General features: G+C 56.6%; 14 protein-coding genes. 4 read left to right on the top strand and 10 right to left on the bottom strand.

The features are described 5' to 3' along the window. Positions 1–47: 47 nt before the first annotated feature. Together ptsP and rppH are read right to left on the bottom strand one after the other, a co-directional pair. A complete protein-coding gene (gene ptsP, locus RT340_RS02805) occupies positions 48–2,294 on the bottom strand; it encodes a phosphoenolpyruvate--protein phosphotransferase (RefSeq protein WP_313373943.1) in 2,247 nt (748 codons plus the stop codon). 12 nt (positions 2,295–2,306) lie between these two features. Then, positions 2,307–2,837 (bottom strand): RNA pyrophosphohydrolase, encoded by a 531-nt coding sequence (rppH, locus tag RT340_RS02800; protein WP_034823115.1) that lies wholly within the window; start codon positions 2,835–2,837, stop codon positions 2,307–2,309. Between the two features lie 684 nt (positions 2,838–3,521). Between rppH and mutH the strand changes: the two genes are divergently transcribed. The 4 genes from mutH (at position 3,522) to RT340_RS02780 (ending at position 6,636) form a co-directional block, all read left to right on the top strand. Further along, on the top strand, positions 3,522–4,208 hold the full coding sequence (gene mutH / locus RT340_RS02795; RefSeq protein ID WP_313373940.1) for a DNA mismatch repair endonuclease MutH: 687 nt from the start codon (positions 3,522–3,524) through the stop codon (positions 4,206–4,208). Positions 4,209–4,405: 197 nt separating this feature from the next. Then, positions 4,406–5,116: a TerC family protein gene (locus RT340_RS02790; RefSeq protein WP_034823125.1), complete on the top strand. Its 711-nt coding sequence runs from the start codon at positions 4,406–4,408 to the stop codon at positions 5,114–5,116. Positions 5,117–5,233: 117 nt separating this feature from the next. After that, on the top strand, positions 5,234–5,452 hold the full coding sequence (locus tag RT340_RS02785) for a YgdI/YgdR family lipoprotein (RefSeq protein ID WP_034823127.1): 219 nt from the start codon (positions 5,234–5,236) through the stop codon (positions 5,450–5,452). A 143-nt stretch (positions 5,453–5,595) separates the two neighbouring features. Continuing rightward, positions 5,596–6,636, top strand: a complete 1,041-nt coding sequence (locus RT340_RS02780; RefSeq protein ID WP_097117995.1) for an NADP(H)-dependent aldo-keto reductase — start codon at positions 5,596–5,598, stop codon at positions 6,634–6,636. Positions 6,637–6,838: 202 nt separating this feature from the next. Here RT340_RS02780 and lplT read toward each other — a convergent pair whose 3' ends face one another. The 8 genes from lplT to RT340_RS02740 all read right to left on the bottom strand — a co-directional run bounded on the left by lplT (position 6,839) and on the right by RT340_RS02740 (position 24,181). Then, complete coding sequence (lplT, locus tag RT340_RS02775; protein ID WP_313373936.1) at positions 6,839–8,029, bottom strand: lysophospholipid transporter LplT; 1,191 nt, start codon at positions 8,027–8,029, stop codon at positions 6,839–6,841. Continuing rightward, complete coding sequence (gene aas / locus RT340_RS02770) at positions 8,026–10,176, bottom strand: bifunctional acyl-ACP--phospholipid O-acyltransferase/long-chain-fatty-acid--ACP ligase (RefSeq protein WP_313373934.1); 2,151 nt, start codon at positions 10,174–10,176, stop codon at positions 8,026–8,028. Before aas ends, lplT begins: the two co-directional genes overlap by 4 nt. A 412-nt stretch (positions 10,177–10,588) precedes the next feature. Continuing rightward, positions 10,589–11,983: an efflux transporter outer membrane subunit gene (locus tag RT340_RS02765; protein ID WP_283215644.1), complete on the bottom strand. Its 1,395-nt coding sequence runs from the start codon at positions 11,981–11,983 to the stop codon at positions 10,589–10,591. A 3-nt stretch (positions 11,984–11,986) separates the two neighbouring features. Continuing rightward, positions 11,987–15,088 (bottom strand): efflux RND transporter permease subunit, encoded by a 3,102-nt coding sequence (locus RT340_RS02760; RefSeq protein ID WP_313373931.1) that lies wholly within the window; start codon positions 15,086–15,088, stop codon positions 11,987–11,989. Next, entirely contained in the window at positions 15,088–18,273 is a 3,186-nt protein-coding gene (locus RT340_RS02755; RefSeq protein ID WP_313373929.1) for a multidrug efflux RND transporter permease subunit, read from the bottom strand. The genes RT340_RS02760 and RT340_RS02755 overlap by 1 nt, the downstream gene beginning before the upstream one ends. Beyond that, a complete protein-coding gene (locus tag RT340_RS02750) occupies positions 18,270–19,514 on the bottom strand; it encodes an MdtA/MuxA family multidrug efflux RND transporter periplasmic adaptor subunit (protein WP_211729282.1) in 1,245 nt (414 codons plus the stop codon). Before RT340_RS02750 ends, RT340_RS02755 begins: the two co-directional genes overlap by 4 nt. A gap of 142 nt (positions 19,515–19,656) precedes the next feature. After that, complete coding sequence (locus RT340_RS02745) at positions 19,657–21,057, bottom strand: efflux transporter outer membrane subunit (protein WP_313373926.1); 1,401 nt, start codon at positions 21,055–21,057, stop codon at positions 19,657–19,659. Continuing rightward, positions 21,047–24,181 carry an efflux RND transporter permease subunit gene (locus RT340_RS02740; protein WP_313373924.1) on the bottom strand — a complete coding sequence of 1,045 codons (3,135 nt, stop codon included), beginning with the start codon at positions 24,179–24,181 and terminating at the stop codon, positions 21,047–21,049. The genes RT340_RS02745 and RT340_RS02740 overlap by 11 nt, the downstream gene beginning before the upstream one ends. Between the last annotated feature and the right edge of the window lies 1 nt (position 24,182).

The raw sequence follows: 24,182 nt of genomic DNA, 5'->3' as shown, positions 1-24,182 counted from the left end.
TGATAGCACAGCCGCTTTTCACAATTGCCGCGGAAATGTAAAAGCCGTTAACGGCCGCCGCGAATCAAACCGCCCAGGCCACGTCGTTCCATAAACGCGGACACCAGATGGCGCACTTCTGAAGCGGTATGGGCCGCCACACCATTTTCACTGAGCTTCTGCGTTTCCTCGTGATCGAGGTGACGCAACAGATACTTCACGCGCGGAATGTTTTTACCGTTCATGCTGAGGTGGTGATAACCCATGCCCACTAGCAGTGCCACGCACATCGGATCGCCGGCCATTTCACCACACAGGCAGAGTTCCAGTTTGGCCTGACGGGCTTCGTGGGCAATGCTCTGCAACGCGCGCAGCATCGCCGGATGCAGCGGATCGTAGAGATTCGCCACACGGGTATTGTTGCGATCCACCGCCAGCAGATACTGCGTCAGGTCGTTGGTGCCCACCGAAATAAAGTCCACGCGATCCGCCAGATGCGGGATCATAAACAGCATGGAGGGCACTTCGATCATCACGCCAATACGCGGTTTCGGGATCACATAGCCCAGCATCTCTTCCACTTCGCGACCGGCACGATCGATCAGGCGACGTGCATCGTCGATCTCATCGATATGGCTGATCATCGGCAGCAGAATGCTGAGATTGCCGGAGGCCACGTTGGCACGCAGCATGGCACGTACCTGCACCAGGAAAATTTCTGGCTGGTCGAGCGTCAAACGGATACCGCGCCAACCAAGGCAAGGATTTTCTTCACTGATCGGCATGTAAGGCAGCTGTTTATCGGCGCCGACATCCAGCGTACGCAACGTCACCGGCTTATCGTAGAACAGTTGCAGCATGCCTTGATATTGCGCGACCTGCTCCTCTTCCGACGGGAATCCGTTGTGCAGCATAAATGGAATTTCTGTGCGGTACAGGCCGATGCCATCCACCCAGTTATCCAGCTTCTGCTCATGCTCAGGGCTCAGGCCCGCATTCAGCATCACCTGCACCCGTTCGCCGCTTTTCAGCTCGCCGGGCTGCTCCACCACACCTTCCGCCATTTTGCTCAGCGCATTTTCTTCGCTGATCAAACGCTGATACTCCTGCACCAGCACGGGTTCAGGATCGATTAACAACTCGCCGCGATAGCCATCGACAATCAGCAGGCGTTTGTTGAGCTGCGCAGGGATGATATCCGCACCCATGACGGTGGGAATGCCCATCGCGCGCGTCAGAATAGCCGCGTGGGAATTGGCCGCACCGTCGCGTACCACCACACCGGCTAAACGCTCCGGTGGCAGCTCTGCCAGCGTGGTCGCGGTGAGTTCATCCGCCACCAGCACGAAGCGTTCAGGCCAGGCATTGGTGCCGACCAGCGTATCGTCGAGATGGAATAGCAGACGTTGTCCGAGCACGCGCAAATCGCCCGCACGCTCGCGTAAATATTGATCCTGCAGGCTGGCAAACTGTTCGGCGAACTTCTCGATCACCGTTTTCACCGCCCACTCGGCAACCGATCCGCGATCAATCTCGGCAAACAGATCTTTTTTCAAACGGGCATCGGTTAACAGGTGCGAGTAGAGATCAAAGATCGCCGCACTCTCTTTTTGCACGCTGGCGGTAAAGCGTTTGCTGAAGCGGCGAAATTCATTGCCCGCCTCGCCCATTGCCAGCACCAGACGCTCGCGTTCACGCTGCACATCCAGCGTGGAGGCCGCAGAGACTTGATCCAGCAAGGGCTGGGTTTCATCAACCCAACCGGGCGCGACCGCCACGCCAGGTGCCGCCGCGATGGCTTTCACCCGCGTCTGACGGAACTGACCAAACAGTTGGCCGAGCTGCGATTGAGATAACAAGCCCGCCATCTGCGTGGCCAGCGTCACCAGGAAAGATTCTTCGCTTTCGTCGAACTGACGATGTTCGCGCTGCTGAACCACCAGCACGCCAAGCAGTTGGCGACGGCTGATGATCGGCACGCCAAGGAAAGAGCGATAACGCTCTTCTTTAACAGAAGGAATGTATTTGAAGCTGGGATGGCTTTGCGCATCGGCAAGGTTGATCGGCTCGGCTAAACGTCCGACGAGCCCGACGATACCTTCATCAAACGCCAGCATGACAGTGCGACCGCGCGGCTTTTTCAGCCCGCGCGTCGCCATCAGGTAGTAGCAACGACGATCGTGATCTGCGAGATAAACCGAGCAGACCTCGGTTTCCATCGCAAGGCAAATTTCGTTTACCAGAATGTCGAGTGCTTCATTCAGACGCGGAGCACTCGCCACTTTCTCTACTATTTCGCGCAACTGAGTGAGCATAAAGGGCGTGGCCTATCCTCTTTTACGTCGATGAGCGGCATTGTTATTACGCTGCCCCGCACTCTCCTGCATAGACATCACCACGCCAGCGAATTCTTTCATCACGCGGCGATAGACATCGCGCTTAAAAGAGACGACCTGACGCACCGGATACCAAAAGCTGACCCAGCGCCAACCATCAAACTCCGGCGTGCTGCTGTGTTGCACATTGATCTCCGCGTCACTACACATCAACTGCAGAAGAAACCACTTTTGTTTCTGGCCGATACACACCGGCTTTGTGTCCCAACGCACCAAACGTTTTGGCAACTTGTAACGTAACCAGTTACGGGTTGAAGCAAGTATTCGAACATCTTTGCGGTGTAAACCCACTTCTTCGAACAGTTCGCGATACATCGCCTGTTCAGCGGTTTCACCCGGATTGATGCCTCCCTGAGGAAATTGCCAGGAGTGCTGTCCAAAGCGCCTGGCCCATAACACTTGTCCTTGCCTGTTACAGATTACGATACCAACATTCGGGCGGTAGCCATCATCATCGATCACTGGACTACCTCAAAGCTAAATTTGAATAGCCTGATTGTTTCACACTCCTTACAGGCGGTAAACCACTGGATATCCGGGGCGATAGCCGAATAAAAACAGGATAACTCACAGAGTTTAGCCAAGTTATAAACAGCGGAGCGGTTTTCAGGGCGATCTTATTCACCTTTTCTGTGGATAGCTTTGTGCAGAACACGGGAATGAGTTGAATAACCACTTCGGAAAATTCTCATAAGGCAGACTAAGAATAGCACTAAAAACACCATTAATCATAGTGATAGGAAAAAATCACAGTGTTGTTTCAACGCCGATCACTTTCTAATTATCCTCAGGTTCCATTAGCTGCTCAAAGATCCATCAGCGTCGCTTTTATCCACAGATAATGCCCTAAACCTGGTCAAAGAAAGGAAAAAAAGCGTTCAAATCACTAAAGTCAAGGCTGTAAATCGAAACAGGGGTGCTCTGTGAGGGGGGTTATCCCACCATTCTGTGGATAAGTAGTCTGGAGATCCTGTTCATTGTCGATAACAAACTGGGATAACCTTGCCATAGCATCCACAGCCGTCCGGCAATGCAAATAAAAAAGCACGCTTAATCATGCTATTATCACGGTTATTCACGCTGCGCGCATGTGGAAAACTCGTCCCCGCCAGCGCTGTACATCCTTTAACCAATATGAGTTTTGCCATGAATTCCCCCGTTTTATTGCCGCAGCCACCACAAAATGAAGCGGAATTACTGCAACGTGCACAACAGCTGGCAGGCCAGACGTTTGCCGCACTGGCAGCTCAGCTGGGTTTGCCGGTGCCAGCCGATTTGCGGCGGGATAAGGGCTGGGTTGGCATGCTGATTGAGCTGCACCTTGGTGCCAGCGCGGGCAGCAAAGCGGAGCAGGATTTCGCCCATCTCGGTATCGAACTCAAGACCATCCCCGTGGATGCGCTGGGCAAACCGTTGGAAACCACCTTTGTCTGCGTTGCGCCTCTGACCGGCAACAGCGGCGTAACCTGGGAGACCAGCCATGTGCGCCACAAGCTGGCTCGCGTTTTGTGGATCCCGATTGAGGGTGACCGTGCTTTGCCCCTCGCGGATCGACGAGTGGGATCGCCGCTGTTATGGCAACCGAGCGAAGAAGAAGATCAGCAGTTGCGTGAAGACTGGGAAGAGTTGATGGATATGATCGTGCTGGGCCAGGTGGAACGCATTACCGCCCGTCACGGCGCCTGGCTGCAGATCCGCCCGAAAGCGGCCAACAGCAAAGCGCTGACGGAAGCCATCGGTGAGCATGGAGAGCCTATAATGACGCTACCGCGCGGTTTTTATCTCAAGAAAAGCTTTACCGGACCGCTGCTGGCACGCCATTTTCTACTGTAAATGACTCGACTCCATACACGACTGGTTCGGTTCCCCTGATGGGGCCTTTTTTTGGTGCAGCCATGCGGCAAGTACGCGAATCCCCGGGAGCATACATAAGTAAGTGACTGGGGTGAACGTGAGCAGCCAAGGCAGCTGCAAGCCGAAACAGGACGTGTATAATCGCCGTTTAATTTTCGTTTAGGATTGAATGATTCATGTTTGACTGGATTGCTGATCCCAATGCCTGGCTGGCACTGGGAACATTGACCATTCTGGAAGTGGTTTTGGGTATCGACAACATTATCTTCCTGTCGCTGGTTGTCGCTAAGTTGCCGAAACACCAGCAAAACAAAGCTCGCCGCCTCGGTTTAATGGGTGCCATGCTGATGCGACTGGGTCTGCTGGCGTCCATTGCCTGGGTAGTCCGTCTCACCAATCCGCTGTTTACCCTGATGGATCACAGCTTCTCTGCGCGCGACCTGATCCTGCTGTTTGGTGGTCTGTTCCTGCTGTGGAAATCCAGCATGGAGATTCATGAAACCATCGAAGGCGCCGAAGGTGAGCACAAAACCAACGTCCACTCCTTCTTCGGCGCGATCGTTCAGATCATGTTGCTGGACATTATTTTCAGCCTCGATTCGGTGATCACCGCTGTCGGCTTGTCCGATCATCTGTTCATCATGATGGCTGCCGTGGTCATTGCCGTGTTGATGATGATGTTTGCCGCACGCGCCATTGGTGAATTTGTTGAGCGTCATCCATCGGTGAAAATGCTGGCGCTGGCATTCCTGATTCTGGTCGGCTTTACCCTGATTCTGGAGAGTTTCGGTATCCATGTACCAAAAGGTTACATTTATTTTGCCATGTTCTTCTCCATGGCCGTGGAGTGCCTGAACCTGATGCGCAGCAAGAAAAGCGCGGCTTAACGATGTCAAGGGCGAGCGCATCTCGCCCTTTAATTTTAGGAATGATGCGATTACGTCAGCCAGCGAAAGCATTTATTACTACACTTTTGCAGTTGAAGTAGGTTGAGGGAGATAAGAATGAAAGGGTTGGTGAGTGTCGTGGGTATTATGCTGGTCGCGCTGACGTTGAGTGGTTGCAGCAGTGATTACGTGATGGCGACCAAAGATGGCCGTATGATTAAAACTGATGGCAAACCGTCCATCGATAAAGAGACAGGTTTGGTGCAGTACACTGACGATCAAGGTCATGTGATGCAGATCAATGGTGACGAGGTCTCCACCATCATTGAGCGTTAAGTGCCAAATTCGATTGCCTGCACGATTTTTTCCCCAGTGCAGGCGATTTCCCGAACTTTCCCCCCTTCCTTCCGCGCCGCTTCACAGGATATAGTCCCAGAGGACACAACATTCCCTTTCATAATGAAAAAAGGAAGCCGGCAATGCATTATCACCGCATCCCCCACAGTACGCTGGAAGTCAGCCAACTGGGGTTAGGAACCATGACGTTTGGTGAGCAAAACAGCGAAGCCGACGCCCACGCGCAACTCGATTACGCGATGAGCAGTGGCATCAACCTGATTGATACCGCTGAAATGTATCCGGTGCCGCCACGCCCGGAAACCCAGGGATTAACCGAACAGTACATTGGCAGCTGGCTGAAGAAGCGCGGCAGCCGTGACAAGATCATTCTGGCCAGCAAAATTGCCGGTCCGGTGCGCGGCGCAGATGCGTCGATTCGCCCTAACCAGGCACTGGATCGCAAAAACATTCGCGAAGCGCTGGATGCCAGCCTGAAGCGTCTGAACACCGACTATCTCGATCTCTACCAGCTGCACTGGCCGCAACGTCAAACCAACTACTTCGGCAAACTGGGCTACCAGTACAGCGAAACCACCGCCAACGTGACGCTGCTGGAAACGCTGGAAGCGCTGAATGAGCAGGTGCGTGCGGGTAAGATTCGCTACATCGGCGTGTCTAACGAAACCGCATGGGGCGTGATGCGCTATCTGCAGCTGGCTGAGAAGCACGAGCTGCCGCGTATTGTGACCATCCAGAACCCGTACAGCCTGCTGAATCGCAGCTTTGAAGTTGGCCTGGCGGAAATCAGCCAGCACGAAGGCGTTGAACTGCTGGCCTATTCAAGCCTGGCGTTTGGTACTTTGAGCGGCAAATATCTGAATGGTGCGAAACCCGCCGGTGCGCGTAATACGCTGTTCAGCCGCTTCACCCGCTACAGCGGTGAGCAGTCGAATCAGGCGATTGCCGCTTACGTGGATTTGGCGAAGAAGCACAACCTGGATCCGTCACAGATGGCACTGGCTTACGTGCGTCAGCAGCCATTTGTCGCCAGTACCCTGCTGGGCGCGACGACGCTGGAACAGCTGAAGATTAACGTGGAGAGTTTCAACCTGACGCTGAATGCCGATGTGTTAGAGGAACTGGAAGCGATTCATCGTCAGTATACTTACCCGGCACCCTAACGGGATGCCATCGTTGCGGCGCAACGGTTTGCGTCGCAACGACCTGCAGCATTGATGGCCTGGTGGCTAAGACTTTGGCCCGATGTGCCTGGATGCACACCCTACAGGCGTATGACGCGGTTTTTGATTGTGTGCACCCGAATGCGCGCATTTCGGATCTATGGTCGCCATTGCTGGCGACCTGGTTTTTCAACGCACCGCCTTAACGGCGCGATTTCCACCACAGCAACGCAATCGCCACAGCAAAAATCCCACCGAACCCGATACCGGTTGCCACTGCAGGTGCACCCAACTTAACAGCGATGGTGTACAGCGCCAGCATCACCAACATCGCGATGTTTTCACCGAAGTTCTGCACGGCAATCGCATTACCCGCGCCCACCGACTCTTTGCCGCGCTCCTGCAACAGCGCATTAAGCGGCACCACGAAGAAGCCACCGAGCGCACCCAACACCATCAGTACCAGATAGGCATTCAGCAAGGTGGTTTGCAGTGAGAACACCACCACCATCACGCCGATTAATATCCCGGCGGGCATGCAGCGGCGCACGGTTTGCAGCGTCACCAGTTTCGCCGCCGCGGCAGCGCCAATCACAATCCCGATCGCCACCATGGCATTTAACGTGGTGGGCGTTTTATTGTCGGTAATACCGAGCGCCACGGGCACCCACAGCACCAGCAGGAAACGCAGCGTAACCCCCGCGCCCCAAAACATGCTGGTGCCGAGCAGGGAAAAACGCGTCTCGCCGTTACGCCACAACAGCAAAGCGGAATCTTTGAAACTGCGGAACATGGCACCAAACTGCCAGCTCTGACCCGGTCGTGCCGCCAACAGCTTAGGAATAAAGATATTCGCCACCACTGCCAACGCGTAAGTGAGTGCACACACAATCAGCGCGGCCAGCAGATTCCAGTCCGCCAGAATACCGCCCGCCACTGAACCCAACAGGATGGCAGCAATGGTAGAGGACTCCATCAGACCGTTGGCCTTCACCAGTCGTTCACCGCTGGTGATCTCGGTGAGGATGCCGTACTTAGCAGGCGAGTAGGATGCCGCACCAATACCCACCAGCGTATAGCCAAGGAATGGATTGAAGCCAAAACAGATAACCAGTGCACCCAGCAGCTTGAGGCTGTTGGCGAACATCATCACCCGGCCTTTAGCAAAGCTGTCAGCCATCTGCCCGACAAACGGTGCCAGAAGAATGTAAGTGGCTACAAACATCATCTGCAGAATCGGCTGGCTCCAGTCGGGATAGAGCTGACTTTTCAGCACCGCCAGCGTGGCAAACAGCAGCGCGTTATCGCCAAACGCGGAGAAAAACTGCGCCACAATCACCGCCATCATATTGCGTGACAGTAACGGTGAATCGGGATTAACCGCCTGACTCATGCTTGATCCTCTTCGGCCAGCTGTTTCAGGCTGACGTAGTCTGGTTTACCGCTACCCAGCAGCGGCAGCTGTTTCATAAAGCGAATGTCACGCGGCACAGCCAATTCTGGCGCACCGATATCGCGGGCGGCTTTAAGCAGTTGCTCACGCCCCAGTTCGCCGTCAGTAGTGAACAACACTAAGGCTTCACCGCGATGACCGTCAGGGCGCAGTGACGCGGCATGCTGCTTCTCGCCCGAGGCTTTCAAAGCGATCTGTTCGACGCTTTCCAGTGACACCATCTCACCGGCAATTTTGGCGAAGCGTTTGGCACGGCCCTGAATCTGACAGAAGCCACCTTCATCAAAGCTAACAATGTCGCCGGTATCGTACCAACCGGCTTCCATCTCGCCTTCACCGTTATCGGCTACTGGTTTCTCCAGCACGCCAGGATTCTCGACGCGCAGATAACCGTTCATGATGTTCGGACCACGCAGTTGCAGACGACCGCCCTGCTCAATACCCGGCACGGAGATCAAACGTGAATCCATGCCCGGCAGGATACGGCCCACGGTGTGGGTTTTCGCCGCCATCGGCACGTTGATTGCCACCACTGGTGCACACTCGGTGACGCCGTAGCCTTCAAGAATACGAATGCCGTACTTCTCGGCGTAGATTTGGCGCGTGCCTTCCTGCAACTTCTCTGCACCCGCTACCACATAGCGCAGGCGTGCAAAATCATACGGATTGGCAAAGCGCGCATAGTTGCCGAGGAAAGTCGACGTCCCAAACAGCACGGTGCAGTTACGGTCATACACCAGTTCGGGCACGATGCGGTAATGCAGCGGGCTCGGATAGAGGAACACCTGTGCGCCGGTCAGCAGCGGCGTAAACAAGCCCACCGTGAGGCCGAAAGCATGGAACAGCGGCAGCGCCGACATAAAGCGATCGCGCGGGGTGAAATCCGCCACGGTGCGAATCTGTTCAACGTTAGCCAGCAGGCTTTTGTGCGAGTGCACCACGCCTTTGGGATTGCCTTCCGAACCCGAAGTGAACAGCACCATCGCGGCATCTTCCGGCTGCTGCCTGACCTGTGCGCGACGCGGCATCAGTAAGTGCGTCAGAATCCACAACTTGTCTTTCAGTGTGACGGTATCTTTCAGATCTTCGAGGTAGATCCACTGGACTTCCGTTAAGCCCTGCGGCAGGTGCTCCAGGTTGCCTTTCTCAAGGAACTGGCGCGAGGTGAACACGGTTTTGACCTGTGAAGCGGTGAGCGCTGCACGCATGCCATTGACGCCCGCGGTGTAGTTGAGCATCGCCGGGATACGCCCGCGCAGTGACGCCCCGAGGATCGCCGCCGCCGTGACGGTGGCATTGGGCAGCAGCAGACCAACGTATTCCCCCTGCTGGCTGTAGCGCTCAAGAATACGGCCGATGCCGAGCGATTTTTTCAGCAGCCCGGTGTAGCTGTCCGGCTTGAAGTTGATGTCTTCGATGCAAGGTTTAGTCAGGCCATAACGCTGGCGTGCATTGAGAAAGGCTTCAAAGAGCGTTTCCCGTGGACGCACCGCCATACGCGCTTCCATCATCACATGATGTAAGTGCTCACCCGCCAATACGCGACGATCGCGCGCGCGTTTGGCTTCCGGCATCGGTATGACGGTAGCAGGCAATACGCTCAGGGTAATACGTGGGAACAGGCGACGTTTAAATACCCCTGCCAGTCTGCCAAACGGCGTATATTCCGCGCCTTCAATGCGCATGGGCACCACGGTCGCACCCGATTTCGCCGCGACAAAGCCCGCCCCGCTGTAGATTTTCATCAGCGATCCGGTCACGGTGATACGTCCTTCCGGGAAGATCACCACCGGACGCCCCTCATTGATCATGCGAACCAGATGTTTGATCGACATCGGTTTAGTGGGATCGAGCGGCACGAAGTCGATAATCGGCTTCAGGAGCCGCATAAACCATTGATCGCTGATCGAGGAGTAGACGGCGAACACCGGTTTAATCGGCAAAAACAGCGCCACCAAAATGCCATCAAGGAATGACATATGGTTAGGGGTGATCAGCACTTTTTCTTTGTGCAGTGCGGTGAGATCGCCACGCAGTTCCACCCGCCATAACAGGCGAAACAGGAATCGCAGAACAGTGAATAGCATGCCAGCTCCTTAGCAGCGTTAAAATATGGCGCTTACCTTGCAGGATCTGGCGATTTTCGACAAGTGGCGCGGTGATTTATGGTGAGGAATTGAGGTGGGTGTGGTGTGTAGTCTGTAAAAATGTGCCGTTGGGGTGCTGTTTATTGTGAAATGCTGCTCAGTGCTAATGCAGACTGGGCTGCACTGGCGTAGCTGGTGATGCGCAGTCTGAGGGGGAAACAAGGCTGGGTAGACTGGGATGATAAACAGGTGCTGACGCAGGCTGGGATGATTAGCAGGTGCTGGCGCAGAGGGGCTATGGCCCATCCGCGCGCCAAAAAAGCCCACAACAGAATCAAACTCAGCTGTTCTAAACTGCCAGACAACCTTCATCTATGCTGCTAAAACTCATCCCTGCCAGAACGAATAACACTTATCCCTGCCAACCACCGCCTAGCGCAGCGATCAACTCAACGCTGCTCACCCACTGGGTGCTCTGCAATGACAGTAAGCTCTGCTGCTCGCTCAGACTGCTGTTTTCTGTGGTCGCCACATCAAGGTAATCAATCATCCCGGCATCATACTGATTACGCGTCACGCGTGCTGACTCCTGTGCAGCGCTGGTCGCCAGCTGCTGTGAAGCTATCTCACCCTTCAGCGTATTCAGCTGCACCAGATAATCTTCTACTTCACCCATCGCCGTCAGCACCGACTGGCGATAATCCGCCACGCTGGCGTCATAGGCGGCGCGGGCCTGCTCCACTTTGGCTGAGGTGGCACCGAAGTCCAGCAGCGTGCCGCTTAACTCCGGCCCTAATGACCAGACGCGATTTGGCAGTGAGAACAGACTGTTGATGGCCGATGAGCTCACGCCGCCCGTGGCACTTAACGTCAGATCGGGATAGTAGCCGGCAATCGCTACGCCCACCGCCGCATTGGCCGCTGCCACGTTACGTTCGGCATAAGCAATATCCGGACGACGCTGCAGCAACGCAGAAGGCAGGCTGTTAGGGATGGCTGGCAGCGTGGCATCCAGCTTCGCCACTGGCAGCGAGAAATCAGCCGGTGCACGGCCCAGCAACAGCGCAATGGCGTGTTCCGACTGCGCGCGCTGCCACTGATAATCCTGTGCTGAGGCGCGCGCGCTCTCCAGCTGCATCTGCGCCTGTGCCAGCGTGGCGCGTGATTCGCTGCCCGCCGAGTACTTGTTCTGAATCACCGTTAAATAGCGCTGATAGGCATCGATACTGCGCTGATACAGAGCAATTTTTTCGTCGAGGATGCGCAGCTGGAAGTAATCCTGCGCCAGCTCCGATTGGGCACTTAGGGTGATATTCGCCAGTTCGGCCTTACTCGCCTGCGCGCTGGCTTTGTTCTCTTCCAGCGTACGGCGCAGTTTGCCCCACAAATCCAGCTCCCAGCTGGCGCTGAGATCGGCGGCATGCGCGTTGCTGACGCTGCGCTGCCCGGTGGTGCTGGCGCGACTACCGCTGCGCGTACTGCTGGCGTCGTAGCTTACCGACGGGAACAGTGCCGCGCGTGACTGCGAGGTCAGCGCCTGCGCTTCACGGTACTGCGCGGCATAGCTCGCCACGTTTTGGTTGGAGATGCTCACCTGACGCAACAGGCTATCCAGCGTGGCATCGTGATACACCGACCACCAGTCACCTTTACTCTGCTCATCCTGCGGCGTGGCCTGCTGCCAGCCTTTGGCTTCTTTAAAATGCGTCGGCATCGCCATGGTGGGGCGCTGATAATCCGGCCCCACCGCACAACCCGCCAGCAACAGTGCCACTACCATCGGGGTAAATTTCAGAACATTTTTCATCGATCAGGATTCCACATGACGCATCCGCTGCCACTGACGTTTGGTGGCACGGCTTAAACTATCGAGCCAGAGATAAACAACCGGCGTGGTAAACAGGGTTAACAACTGGCTCAGCGCCAAACCACCAGCAATCGCGATGCCGAGCGGGCTGCGTAAATCCGCATCACCGCCGCTGCCTAATGCCAGCGGCAAAGCACCAAAGAAGGCTGCCAGCGTGGTCATCATGATCGGACGGAAGCGCATTAAACAGGCCTGCGTAATCGCCTGTTTCGGCGACATGCCTTGCGTGCGCTCAGCGTGGATTGCAAAGTCGATCATCATGATGGCGTTCTTCTTCACGATGCCGATTAGCAGAATGATGCCGATCAGGGCAATCACCGTCAGTTGGGTATTGGTGAGCAGCAGCAGCAGCAGCGCGCCAACCCCCGCCGATGGCAGTGTCGAAAGAATGGTGATGGGATGGATGTAGCTCTCATACAGCACGCCCAGCACGATATACACCGCCGCCAGCGCGGCAATAATCAGCCACGGCATGGTGGCGGTCAGCTGCGCAAAGGCAGCTGCGGTGCCGGCAAATCCGGCCTGAATGGTGGACGGCAGGCCGAGCTGCGCCATCGCCTGTTTAATCAGCGCCTGCGCCTGCTCCAGTGACACACCATCATTCAGGTTAAAGGCAACGGTGCTGGTGGCCGACTGCCCCTGATGCGCCACCGACAGCGGCGCGTTACCGCCTTTGAAGCTGGCGAAAGCGGAGAGCGGCACACGATCGCCGCTGTCGTTGATCACATATAGTTCTTTCAAAATCTCCGGATCGCGCGTGTAGCTGTCCTGCAACGACATCACCACATGATACTGATTCAGCGTGTGATACAGCGTCGCCACCTGGCGCTGGCTAAAGGCGTTGTTCAGCATGGTATCCAGCATCTGCACATTCACGCCGAGGCGTTGCGCGCGGTCGCGATCGATATTGATCACCACTTCCTGGCCGCCGGTTTGCGAATCGGAGTCCACGCTGTTGAGCTGTGGGATCGCCGCCAGCGCGGCCTGCACTTTCGGCGTCCACTCGCGCAGCACATCCAGATCGTCGGCCTGCAAGCTGTATTGATAGGTAGCATTGGCACTGCGCCCACCGATATGCAGATCCTGCGCCGCCATCAGGAACATCTGCGCCCCGGCGATATGGCTGGTCTTCAGGCTCAGTCGATTGGCGACTTTGGTGGCCGTGGCATCGCGATCGCTAAAGTCTTTAAGACGCACAAAGAAGTTGGCGCTATTGCGCGAGCCAAACATGCCGCTACCCATCGACGACATCACGCTGTCCACTGCGGGATCGGACTGGATGATCTTGGTGAACTCCAGCATCTTCGGCTTCATCGCCTGGAACGAGATGTTTTGATCGGCGCGCAGTGCGCCCATCAGCAGGCCGGTATCCTGATTGGGGAAGAAGCCCTTCTGCACCACGGTGAACAGAAACAGGTTGAGCAACACCGTCAGCACCAGGCTGAACATGGTGATCTTCTGGTGCGCCATCACCCACGCCAGACCACGCGAGTAGGCTGCCAGCAAAGCATTCAGCTGGTTTTCGATAAACTGATATAGCGGATGCGGGCGCTTGCTGACTTTCGGTTTTGGCTTCAGCAGACGCGCGCACAGCATCGGCGTCAGGCTCAGCGAGACAAACATCGAGATCAACAGCGAGACGGTGAGCGTCACCGCAAACTCGCGGAACAGACGACCGACAATACTGCCCATCAGCAGGATTGGGATAAACACCGCCACCAGCGACATGGTCATCGACAGCACAGTGAAACTCACTTCCTGCGCGCCTTTTAGCGCCGCCCGCAGCGGACTCAAACCTTCTTCGATATGGCGCGTGATGTTCTCCAGCACCACGATGGCATCATCGACGACAAATCCGGTGGCGATGATCAGTGCCATCAGCGAAAGGTTATCGAGGCTGTAGCCCAGCAGATACATCACTGCACAGGTGCCAATCAACGACACCGGCAGTGCCAGCGCCGGGATCACCACCGCCTGCACGTTACGCAGGAACACAAACACCACCGCGATTACCAACAGCATGGCGATCAGCAGCGTCTCTTCGGTGTCATACAAAGATTCACGCACCGTCGGCGAACGGTCAACCACCACCTTCAGCTGGGTATCTGCGGGCAGATCTTTTTCCAGCGCTGGCAACTGCGCTTTGATGGCATCAATGGTGTCGAGCATATTGGCGCCGGCCTGGCGCTTAATGCCCACCATCACCGACGGCTGCGAGTTAAGGAAACCGGCCTGGTACTGATCTTCCACCGAATCGTAGACGGTGGCGACATCGTGCAGACGTACCGCTTTGCCGTCTTTATAGCTGACGATCAGATCCTGATACTGCGCCGCTTTATCTAACTGACCGTTGCTGTCCACCACCCATGATTGCTGGCTACCCTGCAGAATGCCTTTGGGTTTGTTGGTGGTGCTGTTGGCGATGGCTTCACGCACCGTGTCCAGCGAGATGCCGTATTGCGCCAGCTTGAGCGGTTGCAGATCGATACGCACGGCGGGCAAGGCGCTGCCCATTAGTGACACTTCGCCCACGCCCTTGACCTGCCCCATCGCCTGCTCAATTTTGCTCTCGGCCAGGTCGTAGAGCTCACCCGGCGTGCGCGTGGCGGAGGTCAACGCCAGCATCACAATCGGTGCATCGGACGGGTTAGCTTTGCGATAGGTCGGCAGTGATTCCATCGCGCTCGGCAGCAGACTGCGCGCGGCGTTGATCGCCGCCTGCACATCGCGCGCCGCGCCGTTGATGTCGCGGTCGAGATCAAACTGCAAAATCACGCTGGTGGAGCCCTGCGAACTGGTCGAAGTCATTTCGGTGACGCCGGCGATCTGCCCCAGCGAGCGCTCCAGCGGCGTCGCCACCGTGGCCGCCATGGTCTCCGGGCTGGCACCGGCTAAGCTGGCGCTGACCATAATGGTCGGGAAATCCACCTGCGGCAGCGGGGCCACCGGCAACAGCCGATAACCCAGCAAACCGAGCAGCATGATCGACAACGTTAACAGCAACGTGGTGACCGGGCGAAAGATAAAGAGTCTGGTGAGGTTCATTACTCGCTCCGCGCCTGCTGCTGTTTACGCTGCATATAGCGCTTGCCGCGCTGCGCAATGCCATCGAACCACAGATAAATCACCGGCGTGGAGAACAGCGTCAGCACCTGGCTGACAATCAACCCCCCGACGATCACCAGACCGAGCGGTTGACGCAGCTCCGCACCCGAGCCCGAAGCCAGCATCAGCGGCAGTGCACCGAGCAGCGCCGCCATGGTGGTCATCAGAATCGGACGGAAGCGCAGCAAGCAGGCCTGATGAATCGCATCACGCGCGCTCATGCCCTGCTTGTTTTCGGCCTCCAGCGCGAAGTCGATCATCATAATCGCGTTCTTCTTCACGATACCGATCAGCAGGATCACCCCGATTAAGGCAATCAAACTGAATTCACTGCCCGCCAGCAACAGCGTCAACAGTGCGCCCACCGCCGCTGATGGCAGCGTCGAGAGAATCGTCACCGGATGAATAAAGCTCTCATACAGGATGCCCAACACCACATACATGGTGATCAGTGCGGCCAGAATCAGCCACAGCGTGTTACCGGTCGCGCTCTGGAATGCCGAGGTTTCCCCCTGATAGCGCAGCGTAATGCTGGATGGCAGATCCAGCTGCTGCGTCACTTCGGCAATCGCCTTCTGCCCATCCTCCAGCGAATAACCGCTGTTGAGATTGAACGACACCATCACCGCCGGGAACTGATTCAGACGCATATGCATCAGTGAACCGGTGCGCTGGTGAATGGTGGCAATCGAGGTCAGTTTCACCATCCCGGTAGTGGTGTCGCTGTCGGAACTGGTGGTTGAGCTGCTGCTGGATGTGCTGCCCGAACTGCTGCTGGTTGATGTGCTGGAACTGCTGCTCACCGGCAGATAAACATCATCAAACGACGCCGGAGACTGCTGATACTGCGGTGCCACTTCCAGCACTACGCGATACTGGTTAGCCTGGGTAAAGATGGTGGAAACCAGACGCTGACCGAAGCTGTTGTACAGCGCCGTATCCACATCCGAGGCGGTAATGCCGTAGCGCGCGGCTTTGTCGCGGTTCAGTTCGACATAGGCGACACGGCCCTGATCCTGCAGGTTACTCACCACGCCGTTAAATTCCGGGCGCTGCTGCAAAGCCGCCACCATCTTCGGCGTCCAGCTCACCAGGTTTTCACTGTCTGCGTCATCCAGCGTGAACTGATACTGGCTCGGCGTGACCTGATCGTTGACCGTCAAATCCTGCGCCGGTTGCAGATAGAGCTGAATGCCCGCCACCTGCTCCGCCTCCTGATGCAGCTGCTTGATCACCACATCGGCTTTGTCATCTCGCTCATCAAACGACATCAGATTGATTTGGATACGGCCACTGTTGAGGCTGGTGTTGCTGCCGTCAATCCCGATGGTGGAAGAGAGGCTATCCACCGACGGGTTCTGCAGAATCACTTTTGCCAGCGCCTGCTGACGCTTCGACATCTCGCTAAATGACACATCCTGCGACGCCACGGTGACACCCTGGATCAGTCCGGTATCCTGTGTCGGGAAGAAGCCTTTCGGGATGGCGATATACAGCAGCGCTGTCAGCGCAAAGGTCGCCAGCGCCACCAGTAACGTCAACTTCTGATGGTTCAGCACCACGGTCAGAAGACGGTCATAGCCACGCACCAGCTTATCGAAAATTTGCCCGCCCTTGCGCGAGAAGCGCGACTGCTTCTCTTCCGGGATATGCTGCAACAGGTAAGCGCACAGCATTGGCGTTAGCGTCAGTGACACCACCATCGACACCAGAATCGACACCGCCAGCGTAATGGCGAACTCGCGGAACAAGCGCCCTACCACATCGCCCATAAACAGCAGCGGAATCAGTACTGCAATCAGCGAGAAGGTCAGCGAGATGATGGTGAAGCCGATCTGCTGCGAGCCTTTCAGCGCCGCCTGCATCGGCGTTTCGCCCTCTTCCAGCCGACGCGAAATGTTCTCCACTACCACAATCGCATCATCGATGACGAAGCCGGTGGCGATGGTCAGCGCCATCAGCGACAGGTTATTCAGGCTGAAATCGGCCAGATACATCACGCCGAAAGTGCCAATCAGTGACAGCGGCACCGCCACGCTTGGAATCAGCGTCGCCGCCACATTGCGCAGGAACAGGAAGGTGACCATCACCACCAGCGCCACCGACAGCATCAGCTCAAACTGCACGTCGCTGATGGATGCACGGATGGTTTGGGTGCGATCCGACAAGATGCTCATCTTCACGCCATCGGGCAACGCGGCCTGCAGGGTTGGCAGCTGCGCTTTGATGCTGTCCACCACCTGAATCACGTTGGCACCAGGCTGGCGTTGCACGCTGATCACAATCGCCGGGCTGTTATTGGCCCAAGCCGACTGGAAGCTGTTCTCCGGCCCCTGTTCGATGTGCGCGATATCTTTCAGGCGCAGTGCAGCACCGTTCTGATAGGTGATGATCAGATTGCCGTACTCATCGGCGGTGCGCAGCTGATCGTTGGCATCGATGGTCACCGAATGGTATTTGCCATCGAAGCCGCCTTTTGAGCCATTGACGTTGCTGTTGCTGATCAACGTATTCACGTCTTCCAGCGACAGCTTGTGTGCCGCCAGCGCTTTCGGGTCCATCTGCACGCGGATAGCCGGCTGATGACCACCTGCCAATGTCACCATGCCGACGCCGTTAATCTGCGACAGCTTCAGCGCCACGCGGGTGTTCACCAGATCCTGCACCTGCGTCAGCGGCAGGTTATCCGAGCTGGCCGCCAGCGTAATCACCGCCGTATCCGCCGGGTTGACCTTTTTATAGGTCGGCGGATTGGGCAGATCGCTCGGCAGCAGGTTGTTGGCGGCATTGATCGCCGCCTGCACTTCCTGCTCGGCGACATCCAGCGACAGATCGAGGCTGAATTTTAGCGTGATGATCGAGGAGCCACCGGAGCTGGTGGAGGTCATCTGGCTTAAACCGGCCATCTGCCCCAGCTGGCGTTCCAGCGGTGAGGTCACAGACGATGCCATCACATCCGGGCTGGCCCCGGGATACAGGGTGGTGACCTGAATGGTCGGATAATCCACCTGCGGCAGCGCCGAGGTGGAGAGGAATTTATAGGCAAAGATCCCGGAAATCAGCACGCCGACCATCAGCAAGATGGTGGCGACGGGACGCTGGATAAACAGACGTGACGGATTCATTTTTTGGCCGCTGTGGCAGTTTTGCTGTCATCGGCCAGAGAGACTTTACTGCCGTTGGTCAGGCGATCGATGCCTTCGGTAACAAGACGCTCGCCCGGCTCGACACCTTTTAGGATCGACTGCTGATCTTCACCAAACGCCGGGCCGGTGGTCACGGCTTTGCGCGTCACGGTGTTGTCTTGATTGATCACAAACACAAAGCTGCCGTCGCTGCTCAGTTGCAGCGCCTGCGCCGGGATCACCGTGGCGTTATTCAGAATGTTGGTTTGCAGGCGCAGGTTGACAAACTGATTGGCAAACAGCGACTCATCTTTATTCGGGAAAGTGGCTTTTAGCTCGATGGTGCCGGTGCTGGTATCGATCTGGTTGCTAATGAACTGCACGCTGCCTTGAGCCAGCTGGGTGCTATTGTCCTGATCAAAAGCCACCGCCGGTAAACTCTGCCCGTTATGCAGCGCTTTGGTGAGCTGCGCGATATTGCTCTGCGGCACGCTGAAGGTCACGGCTGCGGGCTGCATCTGCGTCACCACCACAATGCCGGTGGTGTCGGTGGTTTGCACCATGTTGCCCGGATCAACCAAACGCAGGCCGACACGGCCGCTGACTGGTGAAGTGATGCGCGCATACTCAATATCCAGCTTCGCACTGGCGATCTGCGCCTGATCGGCTGCCACTGCGCCTTTGTACTGCCCAACGGTGGCCGTTTGCGTGTCGAGATCCTGGCGTGACAACGAGTCCTGGGCCGCCAGTTTTTTGTAGCGGGCCAGCGTCAACTCGGCGCTTTTCAGCAATGCCTGGTTCTGATTAAGGTCGCCCTGATACTGCGCCAGTGTCGCCTGATAGCTACGTGGATCGATCTGCGCCAGCAGCTGTCCAGCCTCGACTTTTTGCCCTTCGGTAAAGAACACTTTTTCCAGTTGACCCGCTACGCGGCTGGTCACGGTAACGCTGGCATTGGGGATCACCGTGCCCAGCGCATTGAGATACACCGGCACGTTGGCCGTCGTGGCCACGCCACTGTGCACCAGCGTGGCACTGCCGCCCATCATCGCCATGCCCGGAGGTCCACCTGCGCCCCCGCGATGACCGCCTTTTCCGCCTCCTGGTGGCATGCCGCCCGGCGCACCGCCATGGCCGCCGACAACGCGCCAAATCACGCCAGCCACGATTAACACAACAAGTAAAATGAGTAGCCATTTCAGCCAGTGGAAACGCGATTTGCCAGGGGAATTAATTGTCATCGGACTCTTCAGATAAACAGGAAAAAGGAAAATCCCCTGCACTGACAGGGGATTATTTCAAAGGAAATCATCACTGCTTGTATTATCAGCTGAAGTGCCATGGAATTTCCATGGAGAAACCGTAAGGGTAACGTTAAGGCACTCAGGCCTTCCAACCGCCTCCTAAGGCTTTATACAAGGTGATTTTCTCGCTCAACTGGCCCAGATGTGCACTGATTAACGACTGCTGCGAACTGTAAAGCGATCGCTGGGCCACTAATACATTGAGATAATTGTCTACGCCTTGCTTAAAGCGCATTTCGGAATAGTCGTAATCGCGTTGATTAGCACCAACCTCCTGTTGCAGCGCTGTCAGCTGATCCTGCCAGGTATCCTGACCGGCCAGCGCATCATTCACCTCTTTGAACGCGGTTTGAATCGCTTTCTCATAGTCAGCAATTTCAATGCGTTTCTCGATGTGCGCGATGTTGAGATTAGCCTCGTTTTTGCCGCCGTCAAAGATCGGCAGATTGATCGACGGCACAAAGGACCAGGCACCGGTTCCGCCGCCCAGCAAACTGCCGAGCGAACTGCTGGTCGATCCCCCAGAAGCGGTCAGCGTGATGCTCGGGAAGAACGCCGCGCGCGCTGCGCCAATGTTGGCATTCGCCGCTTTCAGGCTATGTTCTGCGGCCATGATATCCGGACGACGCGTCAACAGATCAGATGGCAAGCCCGCTGGCGTGGCCGGGAACTGCCAGTTGACGTCCAGCGTCGCGTGGGACAACAAGGTAGCGGGCAGATCGGTGCCCACCAGCAAGCGCAGTGCGTCCACATCCTGACGTACCTGACGCGTATAGCTTGCCACATCCGCCTGCGCAGCCCGCACCGTGCTCTCTGCCTGCGCCAGATCCTGATCGCTACTGGCCCCGCCGTTGTAGCTGAGTTGCGTCAGACGATACGACTCTTGCTGACTTTTGGCGGTATTTTGCGCCAGATGCAGCAGATCGTTATCCGAACTCAAGGTCAGCCAGGCGGTGGCCACCTCCGAAATCAGCGAGATGCGCGTGGCGCGTTCGGTCGCGGCGGTGGACAGATAGGTTTCCTGCGCTTCATCACGCAAGCTCTGTAAACGACCAAAGAAGTCCAGCTCCCACGAGGTGACGCCCAGACCGGCGTTCAACTCGTGATAGGTCACCGCACCGCTGGTCTTGGTGTTATAGAGGTTGGCCGGTTCATGCGCCGAGGTCTGGCTGGCGGTAGCATTGATTGACGGCATTAACGCCGCACGCTGCACCGTGACGCTCTGCTGTGCCTCTTCGACATTTAGCGCCGCGACGCGCAGGTCACGGTTGTTGTCGAGTGACAGCTGAATCAGATTGCGCATCGTGGCGTCAGTGAAGAAGTTCTGCCACGGCAGATCCGCCACGTTGCCCACCGGCGTGGGCTGATCGTACTTCGCGTCTACCGGCATTGCGGGGCGCTGATAGTGGGGTGCCAGCGTACAGCCCGCCAGCGCCATGGCCAGCGGCAGCAGCGCCATACGGAAAGTTTTAGTGTTCATGCGTTGTCACCTCTGCAGATGCTTTTTTCTTGCGGGCGAAGAACTGCGAAACCACCACGTAAAACATCGGAACAAAGAAGATGGCGAGGAAGGTGGCGGTGATCATCCCGCCTGCTACCGCCGTACCAATCGAGTGCTGGCTACCTGCGCCTGCGCCGTTAGAGATAGTCAGCGGCAGCACGCCGAGAATAAACGCCATCGAGGTCATGATAATCGGGCGGATACGCAACCTGGCCGCTTCCACCGCCGCCTCAACCAGCGTTTTGCCTTCCCGTTCGTGCAACTCTTTGGCGAATTCCACAATCAGGATGGCGTTCTTCGCCGCCAGTCCCACCGTGGTGAGTAAGCCCACCTGGAAGAATACGTCGTTCTGCAAGCCGCGCAGCAGTACGGCACTAATAGTCCCGAGAATGCCGAGCGGCACCACCATGATCACTGAGAACGGAATCGACCAGCTCTCATACAGCGCGGCCAGACACAGGAACACCACCAGAATCGAGATCAGATACAGCTGGGTAGTCTGGTTGCCGGACGCCTGCTCTTCATAGGAAATGCCGTACCACTGCACGCGGAATCCTTTTGGCAACTGCTTCGCCAACTGTTCCACGGCTTTCATCGCTTCACCGGTGCTCTGCCCTGCCGCAGGCGATCCGAGGATCTCTTCAGAGGTCAGGCCGTTAAAGCGTTCGAAGTGTGGCGAGCCGTAAACCCATTTGCCGCTGGCGAAGGCGGAGAAGGGCACCATGGTGCCGCTGCTGTTGCGGAAGTACCATTTATCGAGATCGGATGGCGTGACGCGTGAATCGGCTTTACCCATCAGGTAAACCTCTTTCACACGGCCGTTATACATAAACTGATCGATATAGCTGGAACCCCACGCCACTGACAGCGTGTTGTTGATGTCGGTCATGCTCAGGCCCAGCGCGCTGGCCTTCTCGTCATTGATCTCCAGCTGATACTGCGGCTCATCTTCCAGTCCGTTCATGCGCACCTGCGCCAGATGCGGATCTTTGTCGGCCAGATCGATTAACTGGTGCGTGGCATCCATCATCTGCTGATGGGTGTGCGCGCCCGTATCCTGGAGATAGAGATCGAAGCCAGTGGCGTTACCCAGCTCCATCACCGCAGGCGGCACCATGGCGAAGATTTTGGCGTTTTTGTAGTTGGCAAAATGCGCCATCACCCGGTTCGCCAGATCCTGCACGCTTTGCCCGCTGTGGGTACGATCGCCCCAATCCTTCAGGCGCACGAAGGCCATGGCGTTACTCTGGCCGCGACCGGCAAAGTTAAAGCCCGCCACGCCAAAGGTGGTGGTGACCACTGAGGTTTCATTCTTCTGCAGGTAGTCATTGAGATCGTTGATCACCTGCTGCGTACGCTGTGAAGAGGAGTTCACCGGCAGCGTCATCTGCACCATCATCAAGCCCTGATCTTCTGCAGGCAGGAACGTGGTGGGCACACGCGTGAACAAAAAGCCCGTCACGCCGACGATCACCAGGTAGATCACCAGGAACAGGCCGCGACGGGAAATAACGTTGTTAACGCCGCGCGTGTAGTGCATCGCGCCGCTATCAAACTTACGGTTAAACCAGCCAGCAAAACCGGTGGTCTTGTGCTCCGCCGCCGAAGGTTTGAGCAGGGTGGCACAGAGTGCAGGGGTAAAGATCAGCGCCATGATCACCGACAGCGCCATCGCCGACACAATGGTGATCGAGAACTGGCGATAAATCACCCCGGTCGAGCCGGAGAAGAACGCCATTGGCAGCAGCACCGCTGACAGCACCAGCGCAATACCAAACAGTGCGCCCTGTATCTGCTGCATCGACTTGATGGTGGCGGTTTTCGGATCGAGATGTTCTTCGTGCATCACACGCTCGACGTTCTCCACCACCACGATGGCATCATCCACCAACAGCCCTATCGCCAGCACCATACCGAACATGGTCAGGGTGTTGATGCTGTAACCGAAGGCCGACAGGATGCCGAAAGTACCGAGCAACACCACCGGCACCACCAGGGTAGTAATCAGGGTGGCGCGCAGGTTTTGCAGGAACAGCAGCATGACGAAGAACACCAGCACCACCGCTTCGATCAGCGTTTTCACCACTTCTTCAATCGAAGCGCTGACCACTGGCGAAGTGTCATACGGATACTGAATTTCAACATTATCCGGCAGTGAGTCTTTGAGATCGGCTATGGTCTGGCGCACCGCTTTAGCGGTATCCAGTTCATTCGCCCCGGTGGCCAGACGCAATGCAATACCGGCGGCCGGTTTGCCGTTCATGGTGGCGTCAATGCCGTAGCTCTGCGGACCGAGCGCCACGCTGGCAACATCTTTCAAACGCACCTGTGAGCCATCGCTATTCACTTTCAACAGCACATTTTCAAACTGCTGCACCGTGGTGAAGCGAGTTTTCCCCAGTACCGTGGCCTGCGTTTTGGCGCCCTGAATGGTCGGTAACCCGCCGAGTGAACCGGACGACACCTGCACGTTCTGGTTGTCAATGGCGGTGGTGACATCACTCGGCATCAGGTTGTACTTGTACAGTTTGGCGGGATCGAGCCAGATGCGCATGGCATATTCCGAACCCAGTACCATAAAGTCACCGACGCCTGGCGTACGCGAGATCGGATCTTCCAGCTTCGACACCAGCATATCCGCGAGATCGCCGTTGCTCAGCTTGCCGTCTTTAGAGATCAGCCCGATGACCATCATGAAGTTCTTTTGGTACTTACGGATGCGGATCCCTTGCTGGGTCACGTCGGTTGGCAACTGCGATTCCGCCAGCGAGACGCGGTCCTGTACCTGCACCTGGGCGATATCCGGATTGATGCCCTGGTTAAAGGTGGCGATGATCTGCGCACTGCCGTCCGAGGCACTGCTGGATTCCAGATAGCGCAAGCCATCCAACCCGTTCAACTGCTGCTCAATCACCTGCACCACGGTGTTCTGGGTGGTTTCGGCGCTGGCCCCCGGATAAGTCACCGAGATCGACACCGCAGGTGGGGAGATATTGGGATACTGATTGACCGGCAAACTGATGGCCGCAATCCCGCCCACCAGCATCACGATAATCGCGATAACCCAGGCAAAGATGGGACGTTCAATAAAAAACTTCGACATG

Origin of the sequence: Pantoea sp. CTOTU50773 (assembly GCF_032082325.1) — a bacterium.
Classification (GTDB): Bacteria; Pseudomonadota; Gammaproteobacteria; order Enterobacterales; family Enterobacteriaceae; genus Pantoea; species Pantoea communis.
This window is presented reverse-complemented; position numbering and strand designations above follow the sequence as displayed.